Origin of the sequence: Paracidovorax konjaci, from assembly GCF_900112675.1 — a bacterium.
GTDB classification, from domain to species: Bacteria; Pseudomonadota; Gammaproteobacteria; order Burkholderiales; family Burkholderiaceae_C; genus Paracidovorax; species Paracidovorax konjaci.
The window spans coordinates 172,585-195,495 of record NZ_FOMQ01000008.1 but is presented as its reverse complement, the minus strand read 5'-3'; the positions used below and the strand labels follow the sequence as shown (position 1 = coordinate 195,495).

Sequence of the window (22,911 nt, the reverse complement as noted above, 5' to 3'; positions counted from 1 at the left end):
TCGGTCAGAAAGGGGGCCAGTCGCGCGGATCGGGCTCGTCGGTGAACATCACCTTCTGCACCACGCCGCGGCGGTCGATGTGCACGTGCGCGAAGCGGCGCGTGCCCATGTCGTCCCGGAATCGGTAGGTCCAGATGTCGCCGTCGAAGCGCGCCACCTGCTCCACGCGCATCGGCGGGCCGAAGAAGCGGCGGACTTCCTCGAACGACGTGCCGGCCGGGATGCCCGCGAGGTTCTGGAAAGTGAGGACCTGGTCGCGGCGCACGAGGCGGCCCTGCGCATCGAAATCGAGGTGGTAGACCTGCCGGCCCGCGGGCTGCGTGCTGTAGAGCATGCGCTCGCCGCCGCCGGGCAGGGCGGAGGACGAATAGGGGCGGCCCATCTCGCGCAGCACGTCCTCGCGGTGCGCGCCCGGCTTCAGGAAGTCGGGCGAGGCGCAGGCGGCGAGCAGCGCCGCCAGCCCGGCCGCGATCGCACAGCGCCACAGCGCGTGCAGGCGGCCGGTCATGCCCGGTTCTCCCGCTGCTGCTTGACCATCTTGGTCTTGATGCGGTTGCGCTTGAGGGGGGAGAGGTATTCGACGAACACCTTGCCCAGCAGGTGGTCCATCTCGTGCTGGATGCAGATGGCCAGCAGGCCCTCGGCCTCGATCACGCGGGACTGGCCCTGCGCATCGAGGGCCTGCACGCGCACCGCGGTGGACCGCTCGACGCCGTCGTAGATGCCGGGCACGGAGAGGCAGCCTTCCTCGCCCATCTCCTTGTCGTCGCTGGCCCAGAGGATCTCGGGGTTGATGAGGACGAGCGGGGCGTCGTGTTCCTCGGAGACATCCATCGTGATGATGCGCTCGTGCACGTCCACCTGCGTGGCCGCGAGGCCGATGCCCTTCGCGTCGTACATCGTCTCGAACATGTCGTCCAGCAGGGCGCGCACGCGGTCGTCCACGGCCTGGACGGGTTGGGCCACCTTGTGCAGGCGCGGGTCGGGATAGCAGAGGATGGGAAGGAGGGCCATGGCGGGACGGGCAAAGATGTCGCTATTTTCGCCACTTTCGCGCGGCGGCGTCGCGGGCCGCCGCAATAATCGTTGCCCGATCCAGGGCTTGGGCCCAGAATCCGCGGTGGTTTGTAACGTATCGGCCGGCGAGTTTTGTCACCAAACAAGACGGCCCGCTGCCAGCGAGGGGCGTTTTGCAATGTGTGCTGACAAGAGCAACGGGATCGAGAATATGAACGTATCCACCCGCCTGCGGGTTCCGGCGCTGGGCGCTCTGGCGCTGGCGGCCGCCGCCCTCGTGGCTCCCCTGGCCGGGCATGCGCAGAACTATCCCATCACCTCCGACCAGCGCGCCACGGCGCAGCAGGTGGCCTCGCGCGGCGTCCCGCTCTCCGAACTCTCGCCCACCGCACCGGATACGTACGTGGTCAAGCGCGGCGACACGCTCTGGGCCATCTCCGGCATGTACCTGCAGCGGCCCTGGCGCTGGCCCGAACTGTGGGGCATGAACCTCCAGGCCATTCCGAACCCGCACCTCATCTACCCGGGCCAGACCCTCTACCTCGAGAAGGTGGACGGCTACGCCCGCCTGCGCACCACCCCCGGCGGTGCCAGCGGCGATACCGAGACCGTCCGCGTCTCCCCGCGCACGCGCACCGACAGCCTGGCCGGCACGGCATTGCCCACGCTGCAGCCGCACCTCATCGAGCCCTTCCTGGTCGAGCCGCTCGTCGTGGACGAGCTGGCCCTCTCCCAGACCCCGCGCATCGTTGCGACCGTCGACGAGCGCGTGCTGATGGCCAACGGCGACCGCGCCTACGTGCGCGGCCCGTCCGGCCGCCCGTTGCGCCTGGATCCGGGCGTGCCGCGGCAGTACCGCGTGTTCCGGAACGCCATCCCCATGAAGGACCCCGAGACCGGCGAGATCCTCGGCTACGAAGCCCAGTACGTCGCGAAGGCAGAACTGGTGCGCGGCGAGTCCACGGAAGAGACCCGCACCCCGAAGGGCGGCGCGACCCTCGACGTGGTGCCCGCCACCATCGACCTGTCGGGCGCGAAGGAAGAAGTGCGCTTCGGCGACCGGCTGCTGCCCGCGCCCGAGCGTGGCTACGTGAGCTACACGCCGCGTGCGCCCCAGTCGCCGGTGGACGCCCGCGTAGTGTCCATCTACGGCAGCTCCGCCGTTGCCTACGCAGCGCAGAACCAGGTGGTCACGATCAACCGCGGTACCCGCGACGGCATGGAGCCCGGCCTCGTGCTGACCGTGCTGACCAAGGGTGAGCGCGTGGTCGACAAGACGGACGAAGACCGCGCCACCATCAAGCTGCCCAGCGAGGCCAACGGCACGGCCATGGTCTTCCGCACCTTCGACCGCATCTCGTACGTGCTCCTGCTGCAGGTGCAGCAGGGTGTGCGCGTGGGCGACCGCCTCGTCAATCCGCAGTGAGGGCGTAGGAGCGCCCCGGGCAGCCGCTGCACCGCAGCCCGCCCGAGCGCCCGATGACCCTTCCGACCCGGTACTCGTCCGCATGCAACGCGACGAACTCAGCGCATGGCTGCGGCTCACGCTCACCGCTGGCGTGGGCAACGGCACGGCCCGGCGGCTGCTGAGCGCCTTCGGCCTCCCCCAACAGATCTTTGCGCAACCGGAAGACGGCCTCCGCGCGCACGCCACGGCGGCGCAGGCCCGGGCGTTGTGCACGGAGCCGCCGTCACTGGCGGCGCTCGTGGCCACCACATGGCAATGGCTGCACGGCACGCCGCCCGAGGGCGAAGCGGATGGCGCGCCCGTGCGCCGCATCGTGACCCTGGGCGATGCTGCCTACCCTCCCGCGTTGCTCACCATCGAAGACCCCCCGTTGCTGCTGTACCTGATGGGGGCCGCGCAGTGGCTGGACGGCGAGGGGCCCTCGCGCTGGCCGCTGGATCGCTGCCTGGCCATCGTCGGCAGCCGCAATCCCACGGCCCAGGGCGCCGACAATGCCCGGCAGTTTGCGCGGGCACTGCGGAGCACCGGCCTGTGCATCGTTTCCGGGCTGGCGCTCGGGGTCGATGCCGCGGCCCATGAAGGCGCGCTGGAGGCCGAACCGCCCCCAGACGGCGACAGCGGTGGCCTGCCCGCCACCCTGGCCGTCGTCGGAACCGGCCTGGACCGTGTGTACCCGAGCCGCAACCTTGCGCTGGCGCGGCACATCGCCCGGCAGGGTGTGGTCCTGAGCGAATACCCGCTGGGTACGCCGCCCCTGGCGCCCAATTTCCCGAAGCGCAATCGGCTGATCGCGGGGCTCTCCCAGGGGACGCTGGTGGTGGAGGCCGCACTCGCCTCCGGCTCGCTGGTCACGGCCCGTCTGGCTTCCGAGCAGGGGCGCGAGGTCTTCGCCATCCCCGGCTCCATCCATGCCCCGCAGTCGCGTGGCTGCCATGCGCTCATCCGCCAGGGAGCCAAGCTCGTGGAATCTGCGCAGGATGTGCTGGAGGAGCTGCGCATGCCGCCGTCCCTGGTCCGCGCATCCCGCCCGGCGGGTGAATTTGCAGCAACGGGGAACGTGACCGACGACACGGCGGCCGACCCCGTGGCCGCGGAGAGCGGGCCGCATGGCCCGTTGCTGTCCGCGCTCGGGTTCGATCCCGTCGGCCTCGACGCCCTGGTGGCGCGGACCGGCCTGGACGCTGCCCGGCTGCAGGTGGCGCTGTTCGAACTGGAAATGGAGGGCCACGTGGCCCGCCTGCCCGGTGGCCGTTTCCAGCGCATGGCGCTGGGCTGACCGCCGCACCCTGCTGCCGGAATCAGGGCGTCACAGGCCCAGCATCAGCTTGAGGTTCTGCACCGCCGCGCCGCTGGCGCCCTTGCCGAGGTTGTCCAGCCGCGCCACGAGCACGGCATGGCGGTGGCTTTCATTCGCGAAGACGCGGAGTTCCAGCGTGTTGGTTCCGTTGAGCGCCAGCGCATCGAGCTTGCCGTCCTCGGTGGGCGGCAGTACGCGGACCCATTGTTCCGGCGTGTTGCTGGCGGCGTAGTGCGCGGTGAGCGCCTCGTGCAGGTCGGCGCCCTTGGGGGCGCCGGGCAGCAGGTCCAGGTGCAGCGGCAACTGCACCAGCATGCCCTGCGCGAAATTGCCCACGGAAGGCACGAAGATCGGCCGGCGCGTGAGGCCGGTGTATTTCATGATTTCGGGCAGGTGCTTGTGCGTCAGGCCCAGGCCATACATCTCGAAGGGAGCGGCGTCGCCTTTCTCGTAGGCCTCGATCATCGTGCGCCCGCCGCCGCTGTAGCCGCTCACCGACGGCAGCGCGACCGGATAGTCGGCCGGCACCAAGCCTGCATCGACCAGGGGCCGCAACAGGGCGATCGCGCCCGTGGCGTAGCAGCCCGGATTCGACACGCGCGTGGCGCCTTCCACGGCTTCGCGCTGGCCGGCCGCCAGTTCGGGGAAGCCGAAGACCCAGCCCGGGGCCGTGCGGTGCGCCGTGCTGGCGTCGATCACCTTGATCGTGCGGCCCGTCTGCGCTGCGATCGAATCGACCAGGGCGACGGTCTCGCGGGCCGCGTCGTCGTGCAGGCACAGCACCACCAGGTCCACGCCTGCGATCAGATCCCGCTTGGCAGCCGGGTCCTTGCGCAGCTCGGGCGCGATGCTCACGAGTTCCACCTCCGGCATTGCCTGCAGGCGTTCGCGGATCTGCAGGCCCGTGGTGCCGGCTTCGCCGTCGATGAAGATTTTGGCCATGGGGGTGTCTCCTGGAAAGGGGAAATACGGGAGGCCGGGTACGTGACTCCCGCAAACGATGGTGCGTCGCAGCATGATACAGTCGCCGGTTGCCATGTCACCCGCCCGCGGCCAGACATCCGGTCATGGCAAACGGGTACCACCATCTTTCCCCTGAGAGAGACCTCATGAAGATTCACGAATACCAAGGCAAGGAAATCTTGCGCAGTTTCGGTGTGCCCGTTCCGCGCGGCATTCCTGCTTTCACGGTGCAGGAAGCCGTGGAAGCCGCACAGAAGCTCGGCGGCCCCGTGTGGGTGGTCAAGGCCCAGATCCACGCCGGTGGCCGTGGCAAGGGTGGCGGCGTCAAGGTCGCCAAGACCATCGACGACGTCAAGAAGCTCGCTGGCGAGATCCTGGGCATGCAGCTCAAGACGCACCAGACCGGTCCCGAAGGCCAGAAGGTCCGCCGCCTCTACATCGAAGACGGCGCCGACATCAAGAACGAACTCTACGTCTCGCTGGTCACCGACCGCGCCACGCAGAAGGTCGCCCTGATCGCCTCCAGCGAAGGCGGCATGGACATCGAGGAAGTGGCCCACTCCACGCCCGAGAAGATCATCACCGAGATGATCGACCCCATCGCCGGCATCACCACCGAGCAGAGCAAGAAGGTCGCGGCCGCCATTGGCCTGACTGGTGCTTCCATCGACCAGGCCGTGGACATCTTCTCGAAGATCTACAAGTGCTACATGGAAACCGACGCGTCGCTGGTGGAAATCAATCCGCTGAACTGCGACTCCAAGGGCGACCTGATGGCCCTGGACGCTAAGTTCAACTTCGACGCCAACGCCCTGTTCCGCCATCCTGAAATCGTGGCATACCGCGATCTGGACGAAGAAGATCCGGCCGAAGTGGAAGCCTCCAAGTTCGACCTGGCCTACATCAGCCTGGACGGCAACATCGGTTGCCTGGTGAACGGCGCGGGCCTGGCCATGGCCACCATGGACACCATCAAGCTGTTCGGCGGCGAGCCGGCCAACTTCCTGGACGTGGGCGGTGGTGCCACCCCCGAGAAGGTCACCGAAGCCTTCAAGATCATGCTGAAGAACCCCAAGGTCGAAGGCATCCTGGTCAACATCTTCGGCGGCATCATGAAGTGCGACACCATCGCCACCGGTGTGATCACCGCCTGCAAGGCCGTGAACCTGAACGTGCCGCTGGTCGTGCGCATGAAGGGCACCAACGAAGAGCTGGGCAAGAAGATGCTGGCCGAATCCGGCCTGCCCATCATCGCCGCAGACACCATGGCCGAAGCTGCGACCAAGATCGTTGCTGCCGTCAAGTAAGCCCGGAGAAAAAACATGTCGATCTACATCAACAAAGATACCAAGGTCATCACCCAGGGCATCACGGGCAAGACGGGCCAGTTCCATACCGAAAAGTGCCAGGAATACGCGAACGGCAAGAATGCCTTCGTGGCGGGCGTGAACCCCAAGAAGGCCGGCGAGTCGATCTTCAACATCCCGATCTACGCCTCCGTCAAGGAAGCCGCATCGCAGACCGGCGCGACCGTGTCGGTGATCTATGTGCCGCCCGCAGGCGCTGCCGCCGCCATCTGGGAAGCCGTCGAGGCCGACCTGGACATGGCGATCTGCATCACCGAAGGCATCCCGGTGCGCGACATGCTCGAAGTGCGCAACAAGATGAAGGCCAAGGAAGCCGCCGGTGGCAAGCGGACCCTGCTGCTGGGCCCCAACTGCCCCGGCCTGATCACGCCCGACGAGATCAAGATCGGCATCATGCCCGGCCACATCCACCGCAAGGGCCGCATCGGCGTCGTGTCCCGTTCGGGCACGCTGACGTATGAAGCCGTGGCCATGCTGACCGAAGTCGGCCTGGGCCAGTCGAGCGCCGTGGGCATCGGTGGCGACCCCATCAACGGCCTCAAGCACATCGACGTGATGAAGGCCTTCAACGAAGACCCCGACACCGACGCCGTCATCATGATCGGTGAAATCGGCGGTCCGGACGAAGCCGAAGCCGCGCAATGGTGCAAGGCCAACATGAAGAAGCCTATCGTGGGCTTCATCGCTGGCGTCACCGCCCCTCCCGGCAAGCGCATGGGCCATGCTGGCGCGCTGATCTCTGGCGGCGCCGACACGGCCGATGCCAAGCTCGCGATCATGGAAGAGTCCGGTTTCGTCATCACGCGCAATCCGTCCGAACTGGGCAAGTTGCTCAAGGCCCAGCTCAAGTAAGCTGCAGGCAGGCCCGTCGCGCGCCCCGCGGCAGAAGCGGGATGAACGCGCGGCGGAGTGAGCGGCCGCAACCGGCAAGTGCCTAAGCAAAACTACGCACGACCGGGAATTGCACCGGCGCTACACTGATCGCTCCAAAAAAGAGAAGCGCCCGAAACGCAGGTTTCGGGCGCTTCTTGCATTCATAACAGTGGAGCAACTCTCATGGAATTACTGCAGTCCGCCGATTTCTGGATCGGTCTGATCAAGATCGTCTGGATCAACATCATCCTGTCGGGCGACAACGCTGTCGTTATTGCGCTCGCCGCCCGCTCGCTCCCGCCGCATCAGCAGAAGCAGGCCATTTTCTGGGGCTCCGGTGCCGCCGTCGTGCTGCGGATCGCGTTGACCGTGGTGGCGGCGAAGCTGCTCGAACTGTCTTTCCTGCAGATCATCGGCGGTTGCCTGCTGCTCTGGATTGGCCTGCAGCTCATGGCCGACGGGGACGAAGAGGAAGAAAGCAGCGGCACCCATTCGGGCCTCATGACTGCCGTAAGGACCATCCTGATCGCGGACCTGGTGATGAGCCTGGACAACGTCATCGCCGTGGCGGCTGCGGCCCACGGCAACATGGTGCTGCTCATCCTGGGCCTGGCCATCAGCATTCCGCTCGTCATTTTCGGCAGCACGCTCATGATCAAGCTCATGGAGCGTTTTCCCGTCATCGTGTTGCTGGGCGCAGGCCTGATCGGCTGGGTGGGCGGCGAGACCATCGCCAGCGACGCATCGCTGCACGACTTTGCCGTAGCGCATCCTTCGCTCCACTACGTCGCGGCAGCGCTGGGCGCAGCCTTCGTCATCGGCGTGGGCAAGCTGTTGCAACTGCGGTCCCAGAGGCAAGCTGCCGCCTGAACCAGCGCCCTTTGCCGGCCTGCCATTCGTCTCGGCCACCGGCAATGCAGTTGCCTCCTGTAGGAGTGCAACCCTGGGACGGTGGTTTGCCCCCTGATAAACGTCCCGGCGTTGGTGCCTCGTCTATGATGCGGCACGCGACGCATAGGGAAAAGATATGGGGAACTTCACATGGCCGTAATGAAGGGGATGACGTCGGCGTTCGATAACGTCATTCCTCCGGAGATGCCTCTCCTGCTGCCTTTTTCCGAGGCGGCTGCGGCATGAGCACGTCTTCCTCTCTGGTGTACGAATTCTGTGCCTTGACCGACCAGGGGCGCGTGCGGTCGAACAATGAAGACGCCGTGACGGTCGACATCGGCAGCCAGGTGGCGGTCCTGGCCGATGGCATGGGAGGGTACAACGCGGGCGAGGTCGCCAGCCGCATGGCGACCGAGTTGATCCAGCAGGGCCTCGTCCAATGGCTGGAAGACGATGGGCGCAGTGCCGTGCCGGGCGATCTGCGGCTGGCGATGGAGACCTGTGTCGAATCCGCCAATCGCGCCATCTACCAGGCCTCCCAATCCAATGCGCAGTGCGCCGGTATGGGAACGACCGTCGTCGTGGCCGTGTTCCGGGGGGACCGCCTGGTCCTGGGGCACATCGGCGATTCACGTTGCTACCGATTGCGCGACGGCGCTCTCTGCCAGATCACGCGCGACCACTCCTGGCTGCAGGAGCAGGTCGACGCAGGCATCCTCACGCCGCAAGAGGCGGCGCTCTCCGGATTCCGCAACCTGGTGACCCGGGCACTGGGGGTCGAGTCCACCGCACTGCTGGAAGTGAATGAATTCGTGGTGCAGCCCGACGACCTGTTCATCCTGTGCTCGGATGGGTTGACGGACATGGTGGACGACGGGGAGCTGGAGGCGATCGCCGCCGGCTCGGGGGCGCTGGTTGACCGCGCCGCCCGCATGATCGAGGCCGCCAATTTCCGCGGCGGCCGCGACAACATCAGCGTGCTGCTGGTCCGGGCGGGTGCTACCGAAAAGAAACGCGGCCTGGTGTCACGATTGTTGCTACGTACCGATTGAAAGGGTCGATCATGACCCTTTTGGCCATTTCTTTTGTCCTGCACGCGCCCGGCGCCGCCTGGATGAAGATGGCCTGGACGCAGACATCCATTAGCTAGCTAGACAGACGAGGAACGGTTCATGCCCAAAATGATCGTGTCGATCGACGGAGTGGTCATCAAAGAAGTGGCGCTGACCAAGGAGCGCACGACGCTGGGGCGCCGCCCCTACAACGACATCGTCATCGACAACCTGGCCGTCAGCGGCGAACACGCCGTGATCCACATGGCCGGTGAAACGGTGGAGGTCGAGGACATCGGCAGCACCAATGGCACCTATGTGAACGGTCAGGCGGCCAAACGCCAGGCTCTGCGCAACGGCGATCTCGTGGAAGTGGGCAAATACAAGATCCGCTTTGTCCACGAGGGTGCCGGCGAGAACTATGAGAAGACCATGATCTTCACCCCCGGCATGCTGCCTCCGCGGACGCTGAATTCCCGGCCTGCCCCTTTGGGTGGAGCGCCCAGCGTGCCGCTGAACGCGGCCATCCGCGTCATCTCCGGCGCCGCTGCCGGCCGCGAGGTGGCTCTGCTGAAGGTCGTCACCACCATCGGCAAGCCCGGGGTGGCCGTGGCCTCCATCACCAAGCGCCACCACGGGTTCGTCCTGGCACATGTGGAAGGCATCGAACACCCGCGCCTTAATGGCTCGCCGACGGGCGCGGAACCTGTGTTGCTGAAGGACGGCGACCGCCTGGAACTGGCCGGTACCGAGATGGAGTTCAAACAGCAGTGAGCAGGTGACGGGCGTGTACGTTTCGTTGTGTCTGCAACGAGCGATGACAAGGGTGGGTGACAGGATTGTCACTTCGGGGCCGGAACGAAGCGGTGGCCGGCATGGCGAAGCCCAGCGCTTGCCTGGCACGTAACCTGCTTTTAATGGGTCAGCCTGCGAAATCCTTCTGCAGGTTGACATTGCAACTTGTTCCTCCGGGAGAGATTTATGAAGCGTACCGTTCAACAAGGTTTCACCTTGATCGAACTGATGATCGTGGTGGCGATCATCGGTATTCTGGCTGCCGTGGCCCTGCCGGCTTACAAGGACTACACCATCAAGGCACGTGCTGCTGAAGTGGTGCTGGCTGCTTCGCAGTGCCGCACCACCATCAGCGAAGCCGTGCAGACGATGCGTTCTGACTTCGTTCCTTCCACCACCAATGCGTGGGGTTGCGAGGCGAATACCGCCAACACCGCAGGTTCTGGCCCGACCAAGATGGTCCAGAGCATCACGACCACGGCCGATGGCGTGATCACCGTGACGCCTAACTTCAATGCTCTTGGCATTACCACGTCCTCGCCTACCGGCTCGCTGACGCTGACCCCCTACCTCAACAGCACCACGGCTCTGGTTCCTTCGAGCAATTCTGCACACCGCGGCGTGCAGATCTCCGAATGGCGCTGCACCTCCACGGGCGACATGGCGAAGTACGCGCCTGGCTCGTGCAAGTAATCAGCTAGCTGATTCATGAAGAACCTCCCTTCGGGGAGGTTTTTTCTTTTTTACGATGTCTTCCTTCAAGTCACTGCGAATGATTTTCGGGCATGCCAGCCTGTTATTGGCGTGGATTGCCCCTGATCAAGTTCCTCCCTGGAGTACGTACCACCACGAGTTTTTCATGGTGGTCGGAATATTCCTTTTGATGCCATGGAGGCATCTGCAGGTATTTCCTCCGCGCATTGCGGCGCTGCTGCTTCTTTGGGTGGCCTGCATTTTCCTGCAAGGCCCCATGCATGGCTTGCCGCGGGATGATATGGCTGCAGGGCTGATCTTCGCCGTGCTTTTCGGAATGGCCGCGCAACAGGGTGCGCAGGCTGCTGTAGCAGGCCCCAGCGGATACCTGGCCTACTCGGTCCGTTCTTGGTGTTTGGTCGTTCTGGTGGCGGCTTCGATCAGCGCCGTGATCGGTCTGGCGCAATGGACCGGTGCGAGCTTCGGTCTCTGGATGTTGGAAAGCGGGGGCCGTGCGTATGCAAATTTCGGGCAGCCCAACCATTTCGCCACTTTACTGGTCATGGCGATCGCAGTATTGGTCTATCTGGATGGCCGAGAGTCATTGAACCGCTGGGTACTGGTGGGGACCGCGCTCTTGTTGTGCTGTGCGCTGGCGGTATCGGAATCCCGCACGGGGGGCCTGAGCCTGGCTTTCCTGTGCCTGCTGCTGGTGGTTTTTGGCCGGCGCGTGGGGCTTTCCAAAACCCTTTGGTGGTTGCTGCCCTGTTTTCTCGTGTTCCTGCTCATCTACATCAACCTGGACAGTATTGCACCCTGGTTGGGTGGAACTGCATTGCGGACAGGGATAGGGTTGAATCCCACCGGGCGACTGGAGATCTGGAAGCAGATGCTGTGGTCGCTCCAGCAAGAGCCCTGGGCAGGTTTTGGGTGGCTGCGGTTGGGCGCGAGCCATTTTGCTGCCGCTTCTGTTTTTCCGTCTATCCTGAATATCGACCATGCCCACAATCTTCTGCTGGATCTGCTGCTGTGGTTCGGCATACCGCTCGGGGGTTTATTGGTGGTTGCCGGTGGGGTCTGGTGTGTGCAAACAGCCGTAGACGCACTGGGCAAGAAAATCAGCAAGAACTCTCTCTGCTATGTGGCAATCGTCTTGCCCATTGCAGTGCACAGCATGCTGGAGTATCCCTACGCCTACCTTTATTTCTCTCTGGTGGCAGGTTTCTTTGCCGGCGCACTCGAAGCAGAAATCGGTGCTGTTAGGGACATTTCAAAAAATGGCAAGAGGATCTGGCAGGGAATGGTTTTGGTGACTCTGGCGGCCTGCACATTTATCGCCATAGAGTATTCGAAGATTGAAGAGGATTACCGGGCATTGCGCCTGGAAAATCAATTCATCACCAGCGCCGAGCAGCGCCACACATACCATTCGCCTCCCAAACTGTTGACCCAGTATGGCGAACTGATCGCAAGCCAGCGCAATGACGCCCAAGCCCCTGACGAGGGTAGATCCCCGGAACTGGCTCGCCGCTTGGCAGAACGGTTTCCATGGCTTTCCACCCACCTCCACTATTACCTTGCCCTGGTCCGGAAGGACCGGTGCCAGGAAGCGGCGGAGCAATGGACGGTCTATGAGGTGCTGTTCGGACGGTTCGGCGTGCTCAAGGCAGAGGAGCAGATCGAGAAATGGTCCCTGCAAGCGGCCTGTCCCTCAAGCCGCGCTGAGGCACCAAAACCTTGACCTTGCGGGAGCAGGACTCAGCGGGCCGGAGAGGCGGGCGCCAAGAAACTGCCCGACTTCCCTCCGCGTTTCTCCAGTAGGCGGACGCCCCCGATGACCATGCCTTTGTCCGCGGCCTTGCACATGTCGTAGATGGTGAGAAGTGCCACCTGGACGGCCGTGAGGGCCTCCATCTCCACGCCGGTGGCGCCCACCGTCTCGACGGTCGCCGTGCACAGCACGGCGCTTTCGTGCGTGCGCAATTCGAATTCCAGGGCAACGCGCGTGAGGGCCAGCGGATGGCACAGCGGGATCAGATCGCTGGTCTTCTTGGCGGCCATGATGCCGGCGATCCGCGCCACGCCCAGGACATCCCCTTTCTTGGCAGACCCGGACCCGATGAGCGCGAGCGTCTCCGGCAGCATCTCGATCTGGCCGCAGGCGACGGCGATGCGGTGCGTGGCCTGCTTGGCGCCGACATCCACCATGTGGGCCTGCCCTTGGGCGTCGAAGTGGGTGAGGGAGGGGGGCGTGGAGTCAGGGATGTCGCTCATACGGTAAGGAGGGGCCAGGCGGGCCCTTCGCTGGCACGGAACGTTCGGGGGCCAGGGCATCATACGGTCATGTGCGGTGGTCGCGGCCAGGGTGGCTGCGGCCGTAACAGTGCGGGAGACTTTGCGTGCCATTCGATCGACAACGGCCTCTGGCGCTCGCGCGCCATGCGGTGGCAGCTTCCATTTTCATAGCGACCGGAATCGGTGGCATCACGGCGGTGCAGGCCCAGGCCGGCTTGCCGACGCTGGGCGACGGTGCCGACATGACCACCAGCGAGGAACGCCGCCTGGGCGACCGCATCATCCGGGAGATCTACCGCGACCCCGACTACATCGACGATGCCGTCCTGAACGAATACATCCAGGGCATCTTCCTTCCGCTGGTCAAGGCGGCCCGGGAACGGGGCGAGCTGCCGCCGGAACTGGACGAGCGTTTCGCCTGGGAGATCCTGCTGGGCCGTGACCGCACGGTGAACGCCTTCGCGCTGCCCGGCGGATATTTCGGCGTGCACCTGGGGTTGATCGGCGTGGTGGCCACGCGCGACGAACTCGCCTCGGTGATGGCGCACGAACTCAGCCACGTCACGCAGCGGCACATTTCCCGCCTGATCACGCAGCAGAACCGCCAGGGGCCGCTGATGCTGGGCGCCATGGTGCTGGGCGCCCTGGCGGCCGCGAAGAACCCGAATGCCGGGCAGGCCATGATGATCGGCAGCCAGGCGCTGGCCGTGCAGAACCAGCTCAACTTCTCGCGCGACATGGAGCGCGAGGCCGACCGTGTGGGCTACGGGTTGATGGCTCCAGCGGGTTTTGCGCCGCAGGGGTTCGTGACGATGTTCGACAAGCTGCAGCAGGCCAACCGCATCAACGACAACGGCAGCTGGCCCTATCTGCGCAGCCACCCGCTCACCACGCAGCGGATCGCCGATCTGCATTCGCGCCTGCCTCCGGGCGCGGCCCAGGCGCCTGCGCCGGCACCCACGCTGGAGCACGCGATGATGGCTGCCCGGGCGCGCGTACTGGCACGGCCCGGCATCGACGTGTGGCGGCAGTGGGTGAACGAGCCGCAGACGGGCGGATTCGCCGCGCAGCCGCCGGCCCGGCGCGCGGGCGCCTGGTACGCGGCGTCGTTGAGCGCCCTGCAGTTGCAGGACATGGGGGGTGCCCGCGCTGCCTTGCGGTCGTTGAACCAGGCGGTGCAGGGTGATGCGGCGGGCCAGCGGCAGGCGCGGCTGCTGGGCGCGGAGATCGAGCTGGCCGCGGGCCAGCCGGAGGCCGCGCTGGCGCAGTTGTCGGCCTCCGCGGGCAGTAGCGGTGGCACCGAGGCCGCGGGCCCCGATGCGCAGCGGCCTGCCGCGGCGCTCAGTGTCGCCAGCATCGGTGCGGGGCCTGCAGCGGGCGGGGGCCGGTCCGTGCCGGTGGCCGGGGCCGCCGGCCGGCCGGAAATGGTCCTGCGCACGCAGGCGCTGCTGCGGCTGAACCGGGCGGGCGAGATGGCCGGCACGCTGCAGACCTGGGTGACCAACCACCCGCGCGATGCGTCGGTCTGGTACCTGCTCGCCGGGGTGTGGCAGCAGGAGAACCACCCGTTGCGGGCCGTCCGCGCGGAGGCCGAGGCGCATGTGGCGCGCTACGACTATGCGGCGGCGGTGGACCGCTTCAAGGCCGGGCAGGACCTGGCGCGCAAGACCGGCAGCCGGGGCGGCGACGCCGGCGACTACATCGAGGCGTCGATCATCGAGACGCGCCTGCGCGCCACCGAATCACTTCTTAAGGAACAGGCCGCCGAGCGCTGATTCGATGAGCATGCCCAGCACCGTGTAGATGAGCGAGCCGATGAGCGCGGCGCCGAAGCCGTTGACCTGGAAGCTGTCGCCCAGCACCGAGGCGGCGGCCCAGAACATGAGCGCGTTGATCACGAAGAGGAACAGGCCCAGCGTCACGATGGTCACGGGCAGGGTGAGTACCACCAGGATGGGGCGCAGCACCACGTTGAAGAGCCCGATGACGAAGGCCGCGACCATCGCCGAGCCGAAACTGCGCACTTCGACGCCGCCGTACACGTAGGTCACGCACAGCAGCGCCGCGGCGCTGAGCACCCATTTGAGGAGGAGTTTCATGGCGCAGGAGGATAGCACCGGGGTGCGAGCGCGCCGCATGCCGCAGCCGCGTTTGCGGCAGCGCGATGGGGATCGCTGCGCGGCGAGCGCGGCAGCGGGGTGGCCCATCTCACCTGGTTGACGGAGCCGACCGCGCCAGCCGCTGCGGTGGCGCGGCGGGGCGAACCGGCGGCGTCATGCGGTCAGGATTGCTCGGCCACCAGCATGAACAGCGCGCCCAGGCTGGCGAGCGTTCCGGGCAGCGACCAGCGCCGGGGCGCGGGCTTGCGGATGACGATGGGGGCGGCGGCCACGGGCGCTGCGGGTTGCGGCGCCGGTGCTTCCTGTTTGGGGCGGCGTGCATCGACGATCTCGGCCGTGCCGTGCTCGGCCTGGAGTTCGGTCACGAGGTCCGCCAGCGGGCCCTTGGCCAGAACGGGGGTGACCGGCACGCCGGTCGTGCGCAGCCAGGGCAGCATCTGGGCGAACAGCTTGTCGGCCCACTTGGCGCGCCAGTTCTCGCGGGCGCTGTGGCTCACCCACTTGCTGATGCGGTGGGTCATGCGCGGAGCGCAGGCGACCACCACCCAGTGGGTGCCGGACGCACGGGCGCGCTCGGTCAGGGGGGCAAGGATCTGGTGCGCGTAGGCCGCGTCGTCCACGTACACGATGACTTTGTCCATGAAGGGCTCTCCTTGCGGTGGATGTGCGTTGGGTCGGAAGAAGGTCGATTCGCCGGCTCGCACAGAGTTCACTGAAGAATGTCGGTGGGGCCGGCGTTCCGTGCCGGCGGGCGGCGGTGGAGGCGTGTCGCGCCTCCTCCGCTGCCCGCCGCGGGCGATCGGTCAGCCGTGTCCTGCCGGTGCCGCGGCGGCGGTGCGGCGTGCCAGCACGGCCTTGCCGACGAGCAGCACGAAGAGGGCACCGGCCACGCTGGCACCGTACTTCACGAGATCGGTCTGCGGGATCTTGAACATCCAGTCCCATTTGTCGGGGTTGGCGAAGGCCGGGTCGGTGACCAGCATGCCGCCGGCGATCCAGCCCAGCAGCATGCCGCCGGCGGTGATGATGAGCGGGAAGCGCTCCATGAGCTTGATGACCAGCTGGCTGCCCCACACGATGATCGGGATGGAGATCAGCAGGCCCAGCACCACCAGCAGCAGGGAGTGATCGCCGGCGTTCTGGGCGGCTCCGGCGATCGCGATGACGTTGTCCACGCTCATCACGAGGTCGGCCACGATGATCGTCTTGATGGCGGCGAGCAGCTTGTCGCTCTCGGCCACGTTGCCATGGCCTTCTTCGTCGGGGGCCAGCAGCTTGACGCCGATCCACACCAGCAGGATGGCGCCGACGAATTTCAGGAACGGCAGGTTCAGCAGCGTCATCGCGAAGGCGATGAGGATCACGCGCAGGATGATGGCGCCGGCGGTGCCCCAGATGATGCCCTTGGTGCGCTGCGCGGGCGGCAGCTTGCGGCAGGCGAGGGCGATCACCACCGCGTTGTCGCCACCCAGCAGGATGTCGATGATGATGATCTGCCCCAGCGCGACCCAGAACTCGGGCGAAGTCAAGAAGTCCATAAATTCCTCGTTGTCATTGGCGATGGGAGGCCGACTCGCAGGGTGTGCGGTGATCGGCGCCTCCACAAACGGAAGGCCCGCCAAGGGCGATCAAGGAGGGCGCTGGGTCTGATGCGCCGGGAGAGGCGCCCATGCCGGGGAGTGCACAGCCTTGATCGGCCCATGACAGGCCTTTCAAAGGTCTTGCTCGGCCGGCCGACACACGGTCGGCCAAAGCCCGGAAATGCCGGAAGCGTTGCTGCTTCGTACTGACGACATGACCGACGGTGCGGGCGCTCCGGACGAAAGCCGTTGCGCCAGGACCGGGAGCTACTCCCCCTCGAAGCCCGCATTGGAACACAGGGGCTGAAGCCGCCGCAAGCCGGGCATGCCCTGATGTGCATGAAAACGCCCGGATGCCGCCGACTTTATTCACTAGTTTGCTATTCATTTCATAGCAATCGCCAGTGTCTGGGCCCGGACGCGGCTATGGCCCCGCGGCCGGTGGTGGCGTGTCCGCGCGGGTAAGATCGGCCGCCTTTTTCCTGCCCGCCCATGGCCGCCCTGCACATCACCGACATCGAAGCCGCGATCAACCACTGGCGCGCCCGCGCGCCGGCGTGCGACCGGCTGGCCCTGGCGCCCGAGCTGCAGGCGCTGGCCGAGGTGTATGCGCGCATGGCCTACGCGCACGCGGACACGGTGGACGAATCGGCGCTGCCCCCCGCGGCGCTGGCCGCCTGGATGGCCTGGTACGAGACGACGCCCGACACGCCCTGCATCGCCATCTGTTCCACGAGCCAGGGCGATGAGCAGTGCAAGGGCTGCGGTCGCAGCTTCGGCGAGGTGCAGCACTGGCTGGCGATGACGCCCGTGGAAAAGCGTGCCGTGTGGCGGCGGATCACCCTCGAAAGCGCGGCCTGGCGGTTCAACCGCTACGCGGAGCGGGCCGCCGAGGGCCACGCAGCCCGCGAAGGGTGCGCGCCGGTGGCCTGACGGCGGCGCGGCCTGCCGGCCGGCGTGACAGACGGGCCCGGACCTCCTAAGCTGGCCGCATGCTGCGCTTGACCCAGGCCCCCAACATCGCTATCGCCACCCTGTGGGCGGATCTGCTGTGCGAGGACGGCATGCCGGCGACGGTGCAGCGCCAGCACCTCCTGGCCGCGGCGGGGCACCTGCCGCCGGACCAGTGCCTGCCGGAGATCTGGCTGGAACACGAGGAACACGCCCCCAAGGCCCGCCTGCTGCTGCAGGCACTGGCCGATCTGCCGCAGCGCCGCTGGCAGTGCGCGGCCTGCGGCGAGCGCGTGGAAGGGGGCTTCGAGCAGTGCTGGAACTGCGGCGCCGCCATGCCGGCCAGCGCCGCCTAGAACCAATTTGCTATTATTTAAATAGCAAACAATTCAATGGATACGGCGGCATGGAGCCGATTGCATGCCGAATGTGCCCTGGGGCCCATCCCAGGGCGGTGGCGCTCATTTCCAGCGGATTGGCTCCAGGTGCACGCTGCCCAGGTTGCTGCTCAGCGTGATGGCGCCTTCCTGGATCGTGGCCTGCAGCTGCATGCTGCGCTCGGCCAGCGTGGCGAGCTGTTGCGAGGCCTCGGAGGGCAGGCGCCAGACCGACAGCCGGTCCTGCCGCGAGAGCTTGCCCTCGATGCCCTTCCACCAGACGTCCGCCGCGTGGTGGAAGGCATAGACGACCACCGCATCGGCGCGGCTCGCGGCCTTGGCGAGCGGCTTGTCCTCGGGCTGGCCCACTTCGATCCAGAGGCGCTTGCGGCCCGTGAAGTCGGTGAGCGAGACGTCCGGATCGTCCGGGTCCGAGAGGCCCGCCCCGAACGCCAGCGTGCCGTCGCCGCGGCACACGGTCTGCAGCTGGTGGGCCTGCAGCGCCAGCGCGGTCAGCCGCACCATCATGCGTTCGTCGGTCTCGCTCGGATGGCGCGCCAGCGTCAGGGCGTGGTCGGCGTAGTAGTTGTGGTCGATGTCCGCGATCGAGACGTGGGCCTTGAAGACGGTGGATTTGATCGCCATGGGCGTTGTGCTTCCAACAAGAAATGCAGCCGGCCCGCGCATGCCGGAGCGGCGCGGGCCGGCCAGGGGCCCGCGGGGGGCCGGGATCAGACGCGGCGGGCCAGTTCGGCGGCCTTGCCGATGTAGCTGGCAGGCGTCATGGCGAGCAGGCGCTCCTTTTCCGCCTCGGGAATCTCCAGGCTGCGCACCAGCCCGTGCAGCGCTTCGGCCGTGACCGTCTTGCCGCGCGTGACTTCCTTGAGCTTCTCGTAGGCGCCCTGCACGCCGTAGCGGCGCATGACGGTCTGGATCGGCTCGGCCAGCACTTCCCAAGACGCATCCAGGTCGTCGGCCAGGGCCTCTTCGTTGAGTTCGAGCTTGCCCAGGCCGGTCATCAGGGAGTTGTAGGCCAGCGCGGCGTAGCCCAGCGCCACGCCGATGTTGCGCAGCACCGTGCTGTCGGTCAGGTCGCGCTGCCAGCGGCTGACGGGCAGCTTCTCGGAGAGGTGGCGCAGCAGCGCGTTCGCCAGCCCGAGGTTGCCTTCGGCGTTCTCGAAATCGATGGGGTTGACCTTGTGCGGCATCGTGGACGAGCCGATCTCGCCGGCCTTCAGGCGCTGCTTGAAGTAGCCCAGGCTGACGTAGCCCCAGATGTCGCGCGAGAGGTCGACGAGGATGGTGTTGGCGCGCGCCACGGCATCGAACAGCTCGGCCATGTAGTCGTGCGGCTCGATCTGGATGCTGTAGGGCTGGAAGGTGAGGCCCAGGCCCATGGGCTCGGGCGTTTCCACGACCTTGCGGCTGAAGGCCTCCCAGTCGAAGTCGGGCCAGGCGGCCAGGTGCGCGTTGTAGTTGCCGACGGCGCCGTTCATCTTGCCCAGGATCTTCACGCTGGCGATCCGCTCGCAGGCGGCCTGCAGGCGCGTGACCACGTTGGCCAGTTCCTTGCCCACGGTGGTGGGGCTGGCCGTCTGCCCGTGCGTGCGGCTCAGCATGGGCACGGCGGCATACATGTGGGCCATCTCGCGCAGCTTGAGCACCACGCGGTCCAGGCCCGGCAGGATGACCTGGTCGCGGCCCGAGCGCAGCTGCAGCGCATGGCTGGTGTTGTTGATGTCCTCGCTGGTGCAGGCGAAATGGACGAATTCCGCAGCGCGTTCCAGTTCGGGCCGGGCCTCGAACTTCGACTTCAGCCAGTACTCGACGGCCTTCACGTCGTGGTTCGTGGTCTTCTCGATGTCCTTGATCGCGGTGGAGTCGGCTTCGGTGAAATTCTTCACGAGCCCCAGCAGGTAGGCCCGGGCGCCGGTGGTGAGCGGCTTGAATTCGCCGAACCCCGCGTCCGACAGGGCGATGAACCATGCCACCTCGACCTGCACGCGGCGGTGCATGTAGCCGTGCTCGCTCATGATCGGGCGCAGGGCGGAGAGTTTGGCGGCGTAGCGGCCGTCGAGCGGCGAGAGGGCGGTGATGGTGGACAGGCTCATGGGCCGGGATTGTAGGTGCGCAGACCGTGGCGCCGCCGCCGCACCGCTGTCCATGCCGGACAGCGAAACGGCGGCCGGCCCCCTAGAATCGGCGGCCGCCTGTTCCCTTGCCCGCCCGGATAAACACCATGAAACTGATCGGATCCTCTGCCAGTCCCTATGTGCGCAAAGTGCGCATCGTGATGGCCGAGAAGAAACTGGACTACCGCTTCATCGAGGAGAACGTCTGGGCGGACGACACCACCATCGCCACGTCCAACCCGCTCGGCAAGGTGCCGTGCCTGGTGATGGAGGGCGGCGAGGCGGTGTTCGATTCGCGCGTCATCGTCGAATACCTGGACACCCTGTCGCCCGTGGGGCGGCTCATCCCGACCCAGGGGCGCGAGCGCGCCGAGGTCAAGACCTGGGAGGCGCTGGCCGATGGCGTGATGGATGCCGGCGTGCTGGCCCGCCTGGAAGCCACCTGGGCCGGCCGCCGCGACGGCGAACGCAGCCAGGCCTGGATCGACCGGCAACTGGGCAAGGTGAACGCGGGCCTGAAGGCCATGGCGCAGGGCCTGGGCGAGAAGCCCTACTGCAGCGGCATCCACCTGAGCCTGTCCGATGTGGCGGTGGGCTGTGCGCTGGGCTGGCTGGAATACCGCTTCCCCGAGATCGCTTGGCGCGCTGAGCATCCGAACCTGGGCCGGCTGCTCGACAAGCTGGCGCAGCGCCCGAGCTTCGTGGACACGCAGCCCCGCTGAGCCCGACGCCCGGGCCACCGGGCGGAGGAACGGACCCTCCAGATAAGCCAAAAGCGCGCACCTTGCGGTTGCGCGCTTTTTTTCGGCCGGAATAAAAAAGTTGCGAAGCGTCCCGAAACGAATTAGAGAGGGAGGGAGGAGAAGCGCTTCAGGGTTTCAGTCGGACAAGTCCGAAAGGCTTCGCAACGAGAAACTGGAGACTCAATCTGGCGGGCAAGTGAAGTTAACTTGCCCACGACCCATAGATTAGTGGCATTCCTGCGAAGTTCCAGAGGGTTGGGGCCTAAAAACATCAAAAAATGTAACGTTTTCCGCACATTGGAATATGAAACCGAAAAACATATCAAATTAGCGAAAAAGCTTCAGCTGCTGCTCGATGGCACGCACTATTTTCGGGTCGTCCGGCGCCACGGAACTGCCGAAACTGGCTACCACGCGGCCTTGCCGGTCGACCAGGTATTTATGGAAGTTCCATTGGGGACTCTCCCCTGATTGGGCGGCCAGTTCCCGGTAGAAAGGCGATGCGCCCGGACCCTTCACGGTGCTCTTGGCGAACATCGGAAACCGCACGCCGAAGGTGTTGCTGCAGAAATCGGCGATTTGCGCATTGCTGCCGGTTTCCTGCGCAAAATCGTTAGAAGGGAAGCCCAGAACTGCAAATCCCTGGCCCTTGAATCGCGAGTGGAGCGCCTCCAGCCCCTCGTACTGCCCCGTAAACCCGCAGTAACTCGCCGTGTTGACTACGAGCAGCACCTGTCCCTGGTACTGGCAGAGCGGCTGCGGCGATTCGTCCTGCAGGCGCTCCATGGTGTGGCGCAGCAGGGCGGGGCAGGCAGATGCGGCCGATGCAGCGGATGCGGGGGCCGGCGGGGCGGCCAGTGCGGGCAGCGCTGCGGCACCCAGAAGGGCGAGGACCAGGGGGGCGGATCGGCGGAACATGGGCGGCTCCAGTGGGCAGGGTTCGGGAGGTGGAGGGTAGCAAGGTCGGCGGCGCATTGCACTGTCGGGTATGCCGGCCGTCGGCTTTCCGGCCATGCGGCCGAGACCCAGGCGGCGGCTGGGGCAGGGTCGGCAGCCCGGCGCTTCAGACGAGCGCCAGCAGGCGCGAGAGCGGCAATTGCACGCGCACGTCGCGCAGGGCGACGGCCCCGGTGATCTTCCAGGCGGCCTGCGCGGTGTCGCGCGGAATCGGCTCGCCGGTGGGCATGCCGTTGCGGTTGAGCACCACGGCCACGCGCGGGGTGGTGGCGCTGGCGCCGCGGCGCAGCACCACGGCGACTTCCTGGGTGGCCAGCCGGACGAAGGCGCCCGGCGGGTACACGCCCAGCGCCTTGACCAGGGCCGAGCCCGCCTCGTCGACCTGGTGCGCCTCGTCGTAATAGGTGGCCTGCATGGCGGCCGTGACCGGCATGGGCGCGCGCGAAGCGCGCGGTGCCAGGCGCGCGGCGAAGATGTCGGCCCGCTGGATGAGGCGGGCGAGCTGCTGGGCCTCGCTCTTCGCGGCAAGCGGGCCCGGTGCGCGCTGGTGGTGGCTGCGCACGGCTTCGAGCCAGACGGGGTCGCCCACGCCGAGCTGCCGCAGCAGCGCCTCGGCGCGGGCGGCATGGCTCTCGATATCGGCCAGCTGCTGGCTCGACAGGGGCTGCGTCTGCACCGCCAGCTGGTCCTGCAGCGTGGTCATGGCGATGTTCATGGACAGGGCGGCGCGCCCGAGCTGCAGCACGCGGGGCACGGGCCAGCGCAGGTGCTCGGCGGCGGCGATCATGCACACGCAGGACACGAGCATCGCGTGCGTGCCGCTGTACTGCTGCATTTCCTGCCCGGAAAGGTAGATGAGCGCGAGCAGCGTGGCGTCCGGGGTGGCCGCGCAGTGGCGGGCCAGTTCGCCATGCAGCGCTTCGAAGCGTTCGCCGAATTCTCCGGCGGGCGGAGGCGCCCGCAGCAACTGCGTGGACCGCAGCTGCAGTTCCGGCCAGTCGGGCGGGCCGTTCGCCGCGGTGGCCCGGTCCCGCCCCGCGCTGGCGCCTGCCGTGATCTTCATCGCCGCGATCTGCCCGAGCGAGGTGTCCGTGAAGAGCATCTTCTGGAGCTGGGCCAGGTAGGCGCGGTGGCTGTCGCCCGACTCGTCGGTGTCCACGCAGAGGTCGAGCCCGCGCGCCACCAGCTGGTTCAGCTCTTCGCGGTTGCGGATCACATACCCCCGCTGCGCCAGCAGCACGCCGTTGGAGCCGCGCAGTACGAAGGGCAGCGGCTGCCCCAGCGGGATCGTGTCGATGTTCAGCGCGACGAGGTTCATGGTGGGTCGCCGCATTATCCGT

At 66.5% G+C, this 22,911-nt stretch carries 24 protein-coding genes; 13 read left to right on the top strand and 11 right to left on the bottom strand.

Annotated features, from left to right (window positions below; all coding sequences use genetic code 11):
- Positions 1 to 4: 4 nt before the first annotated feature.
- The gene (locus tag BM144_RS14145; RefSeq protein WP_092953331.1) at positions 5 to 508 is read right to left on the bottom strand and encodes a hypothetical protein; all 504 of its coding nucleotides are present in this window, start codon (positions 506 to 508) and stop codon (positions 5 to 7) included.
- Positions 505 to 1,014 carry a peptide deformylase gene (gene def / locus BM144_RS14140; protein WP_092953329.1) on the bottom strand — a complete coding sequence of 170 codons (510 nt, stop codon included), beginning with the start codon at positions 1,012 to 1,014 and terminating at the stop codon, positions 505 to 507. Before def ends, BM144_RS14145 begins: the two co-directional genes overlap by 4 nt.
- Positions 1,015 to 1,228: 214 nt before the next feature.
- Between def and BM144_RS14135 the strand changes: the two genes are divergently transcribed.
- Together BM144_RS14135 and dprA are read left to right on the top strand one after the other, a co-directional pair.
- Positions 1,229 to 2,443 (top strand): LysM peptidoglycan-binding domain-containing protein, encoded by a 1,215-nt coding sequence (locus BM144_RS14135; RefSeq protein WP_434802668.1) that lies wholly within the window; start codon positions 1,229 to 1,231, stop codon positions 2,441 to 2,443.
- 82 nt (positions 2,444 to 2,525) lie between these two features.
- The gene (gene dprA / locus BM144_RS14130; protein WP_092953325.1) at positions 2,526 to 3,761 is read left to right on the top strand and encodes a DNA-processing protein DprA; all 1,236 of its coding nucleotides are present in this window, start codon (positions 2,526 to 2,528) and stop codon (positions 3,759 to 3,761) included.
- A gap of 30 nt (positions 3,762 to 3,791) precedes the next feature.
- Here dprA and argC read toward each other — a convergent pair whose 3' ends face one another.
- A complete protein-coding gene (argC, locus tag BM144_RS14125) occupies positions 3,792 to 4,724 on the bottom strand; it encodes an N-acetyl-gamma-glutamyl-phosphate reductase (protein WP_092953323.1) in 933 nt (310 codons plus the stop codon).
- Between the two features lie 167 nt (positions 4,725 to 4,891).
- Between argC and sucC the strand changes: the two genes are divergently transcribed.
- From sucC to BM144_RS14090, 7 genes are all read left to right on the top strand, one after another.
- Positions 4,892 to 6,052, top strand: coding sequence for an ADP-forming succinate--CoA ligase subunit beta (gene sucC / locus BM144_RS14120; protein WP_092953321.1), 1,161 nt, complete (start codon positions 4,892 to 4,894; stop codon positions 6,050 to 6,052).
- A gap of 15 nt (positions 6,053 to 6,067) precedes the next feature.
- On the top strand, positions 6,068 to 6,964 hold the full coding sequence (gene sucD / locus BM144_RS14115) for a succinate--CoA ligase subunit alpha (RefSeq protein WP_092953319.1): 897 nt from the start codon (positions 6,068 to 6,070) through the stop codon (positions 6,962 to 6,964).
- Positions 6,965 to 7,168: 204 nt separating this feature from the next.
- Positions 7,169 to 7,855, top strand: a complete 687-nt coding sequence (locus tag BM144_RS14110) for a TerC family protein (protein ID WP_092953317.1) — start codon at positions 7,169 to 7,171, stop codon at positions 7,853 to 7,855.
- A gap of 263 nt (positions 7,856 to 8,118) precedes the next feature.
- Positions 8,119 to 8,928, top strand: a complete 810-nt coding sequence (locus BM144_RS14105; protein ID WP_092953315.1) for a Stp1/IreP family PP2C-type Ser/Thr phosphatase — start codon at positions 8,119 to 8,121, stop codon at positions 8,926 to 8,928.
- A gap of 120 nt (positions 8,929 to 9,048) precedes the next feature.
- A complete protein-coding gene (locus BM144_RS14100; protein WP_092953313.1) occupies positions 9,049 to 9,702 on the top strand; it encodes an FHA domain-containing protein in 654 nt (217 codons plus the stop codon).
- A 207-nt stretch (positions 9,703 to 9,909) separates the two neighbouring features.
- Positions 9,910 to 10,416, top strand: coding sequence for a pilin (locus BM144_RS14095; RefSeq protein ID WP_092953311.1), 507 nt, complete (start codon positions 9,910 to 9,912; stop codon positions 10,414 to 10,416).
- A gap of 55 nt (positions 10,417 to 10,471) precedes the next feature.
- Positions 10,472 to 12,157, top strand: a complete 1,686-nt coding sequence (locus BM144_RS14090) for a PglL family O-oligosaccharyltransferase (protein WP_092953309.1) — start codon at positions 10,472 to 10,474, stop codon at positions 12,155 to 12,157.
- Between the two features lie 17 nt (positions 12,158 to 12,174).
- Here the strand turns inward: BM144_RS14090 and moaC are convergent, their stop codons facing one another.
- Entirely contained in the window at positions 12,175 to 12,690 is a 516-nt protein-coding gene (gene moaC, locus BM144_RS14085) for a cyclic pyranopterin monophosphate synthase MoaC (RefSeq protein ID WP_092953307.1), read from the bottom strand.
- Positions 12,691 to 12,953: 263 nt separating this feature from the next.
- Between moaC and BM144_RS14080 the strand changes: the two genes are divergently transcribed.
- Positions 12,954 to 14,486 (top strand): M48 family metalloprotease, encoded by a 1,533-nt coding sequence (locus BM144_RS14080; RefSeq protein ID WP_092953394.1) that lies wholly within the window; start codon positions 12,954 to 12,956, stop codon positions 14,484 to 14,486.
- Here the strand turns inward: BM144_RS14080 and BM144_RS14075 are convergent.
- The 3 genes from BM144_RS14075 to BM144_RS14065 all read right to left on the bottom strand — a co-directional run bounded on the left by BM144_RS14075 (position 14,454) and on the right by BM144_RS14065 (position 16,369).
- A complete protein-coding gene (locus tag BM144_RS14075) occupies positions 14,454 to 14,810 on the bottom strand; it encodes a phage holin family protein (protein ID WP_092953305.1) in 357 nt (118 codons plus the stop codon). The genes BM144_RS14080 and BM144_RS14075 overlap by 33 nt on opposite strands.
- Positions 14,811 to 14,992: 182 nt before the next feature.
- Positions 14,993 to 15,472 carry a hypothetical protein gene (locus tag BM144_RS14070; RefSeq protein WP_092953303.1) on the bottom strand — a complete coding sequence of 160 codons (480 nt, stop codon included), beginning with the start codon at positions 15,470 to 15,472 and terminating at the stop codon, positions 14,993 to 14,995.
- A 162-nt stretch (positions 15,473 to 15,634) separates the two neighbouring features.
- Positions 15,635 to 16,369, bottom strand: coding sequence for a TerC family protein (locus BM144_RS14065; RefSeq protein WP_092953301.1), 735 nt, complete (start codon positions 16,367 to 16,369; stop codon positions 15,635 to 15,637).
- 534 nt (positions 16,370 to 16,903) lie between these two features.
- On the opposite strand from BM144_RS14065, the gene BM144_RS14060 reads away from it, so the two are divergent.
- Both BM144_RS14060 and BM144_RS14055 read left to right on the top strand, forming a co-directional pair.
- Positions 16,904 to 17,344, top strand: coding sequence for a DUF3717 domain-containing protein (locus BM144_RS14060; RefSeq protein WP_092953299.1), 441 nt, complete (start codon positions 16,904 to 16,906; stop codon positions 17,342 to 17,344).
- A 59-nt stretch (positions 17,345 to 17,403) separates the two neighbouring features.
- On the top strand, positions 17,404 to 17,718 hold the full coding sequence (locus BM144_RS14055; protein WP_092953297.1) for a hypothetical protein: 315 nt from the start codon (positions 17,404 to 17,406) through the stop codon (positions 17,716 to 17,718).
- 105 nt (positions 17,719 to 17,823) lie between these two features.
- Here the strand turns inward: BM144_RS14055 and BM144_RS14050 are convergent, their stop codons facing one another.
- Positions 17,824 to 18,384, bottom strand: coding sequence for a YaeQ family protein (locus tag BM144_RS14050; protein WP_092953295.1), 561 nt, complete (start codon positions 18,382 to 18,384; stop codon positions 17,824 to 17,826).
- Positions 18,385 to 18,470: 86 nt separating this feature from the next.
- A complete protein-coding gene (gene purB / locus BM144_RS14045) occupies positions 18,471 to 19,850 on the bottom strand; it encodes an adenylosuccinate lyase (RefSeq protein WP_092953293.1) in 1,380 nt (459 codons plus the stop codon).
- 128 nt (positions 19,851 to 19,978) lie between these two features.
- On the opposite strand from purB, the gene BM144_RS14040 reads away from it, so the two are divergent.
- Positions 19,979 to 20,593, top strand: a complete 615-nt coding sequence (locus tag BM144_RS14040; RefSeq protein WP_092953291.1) for a glutathione S-transferase family protein — start codon at positions 19,979 to 19,981, stop codon at positions 20,591 to 20,593.
- A 348-nt stretch (positions 20,594 to 20,941) separates the two neighbouring features.
- Here BM144_RS14040 and BM144_RS14035 read toward each other — a convergent pair whose 3' ends face one another.
- Both BM144_RS14035 and BM144_RS14030 read right to left on the bottom strand, forming a co-directional pair.
- Positions 20,942 to 21,532: a glutathione peroxidase gene (locus BM144_RS14035; RefSeq protein WP_092953289.1), complete on the bottom strand. Its 591-nt coding sequence runs from the start codon at positions 21,530 to 21,532 to the stop codon at positions 20,942 to 20,944.
- A gap of 145 nt (positions 21,533 to 21,677) precedes the next feature.
- Positions 21,678 to 22,889 (bottom strand): HD-GYP domain-containing protein, encoded by a 1,212-nt coding sequence (locus BM144_RS14030; protein WP_092953392.1) that lies wholly within the window; start codon positions 22,887 to 22,889, stop codon positions 21,678 to 21,680.
- Between the last annotated feature and the right edge of the window lie 22 nt (positions 22,890 to 22,911).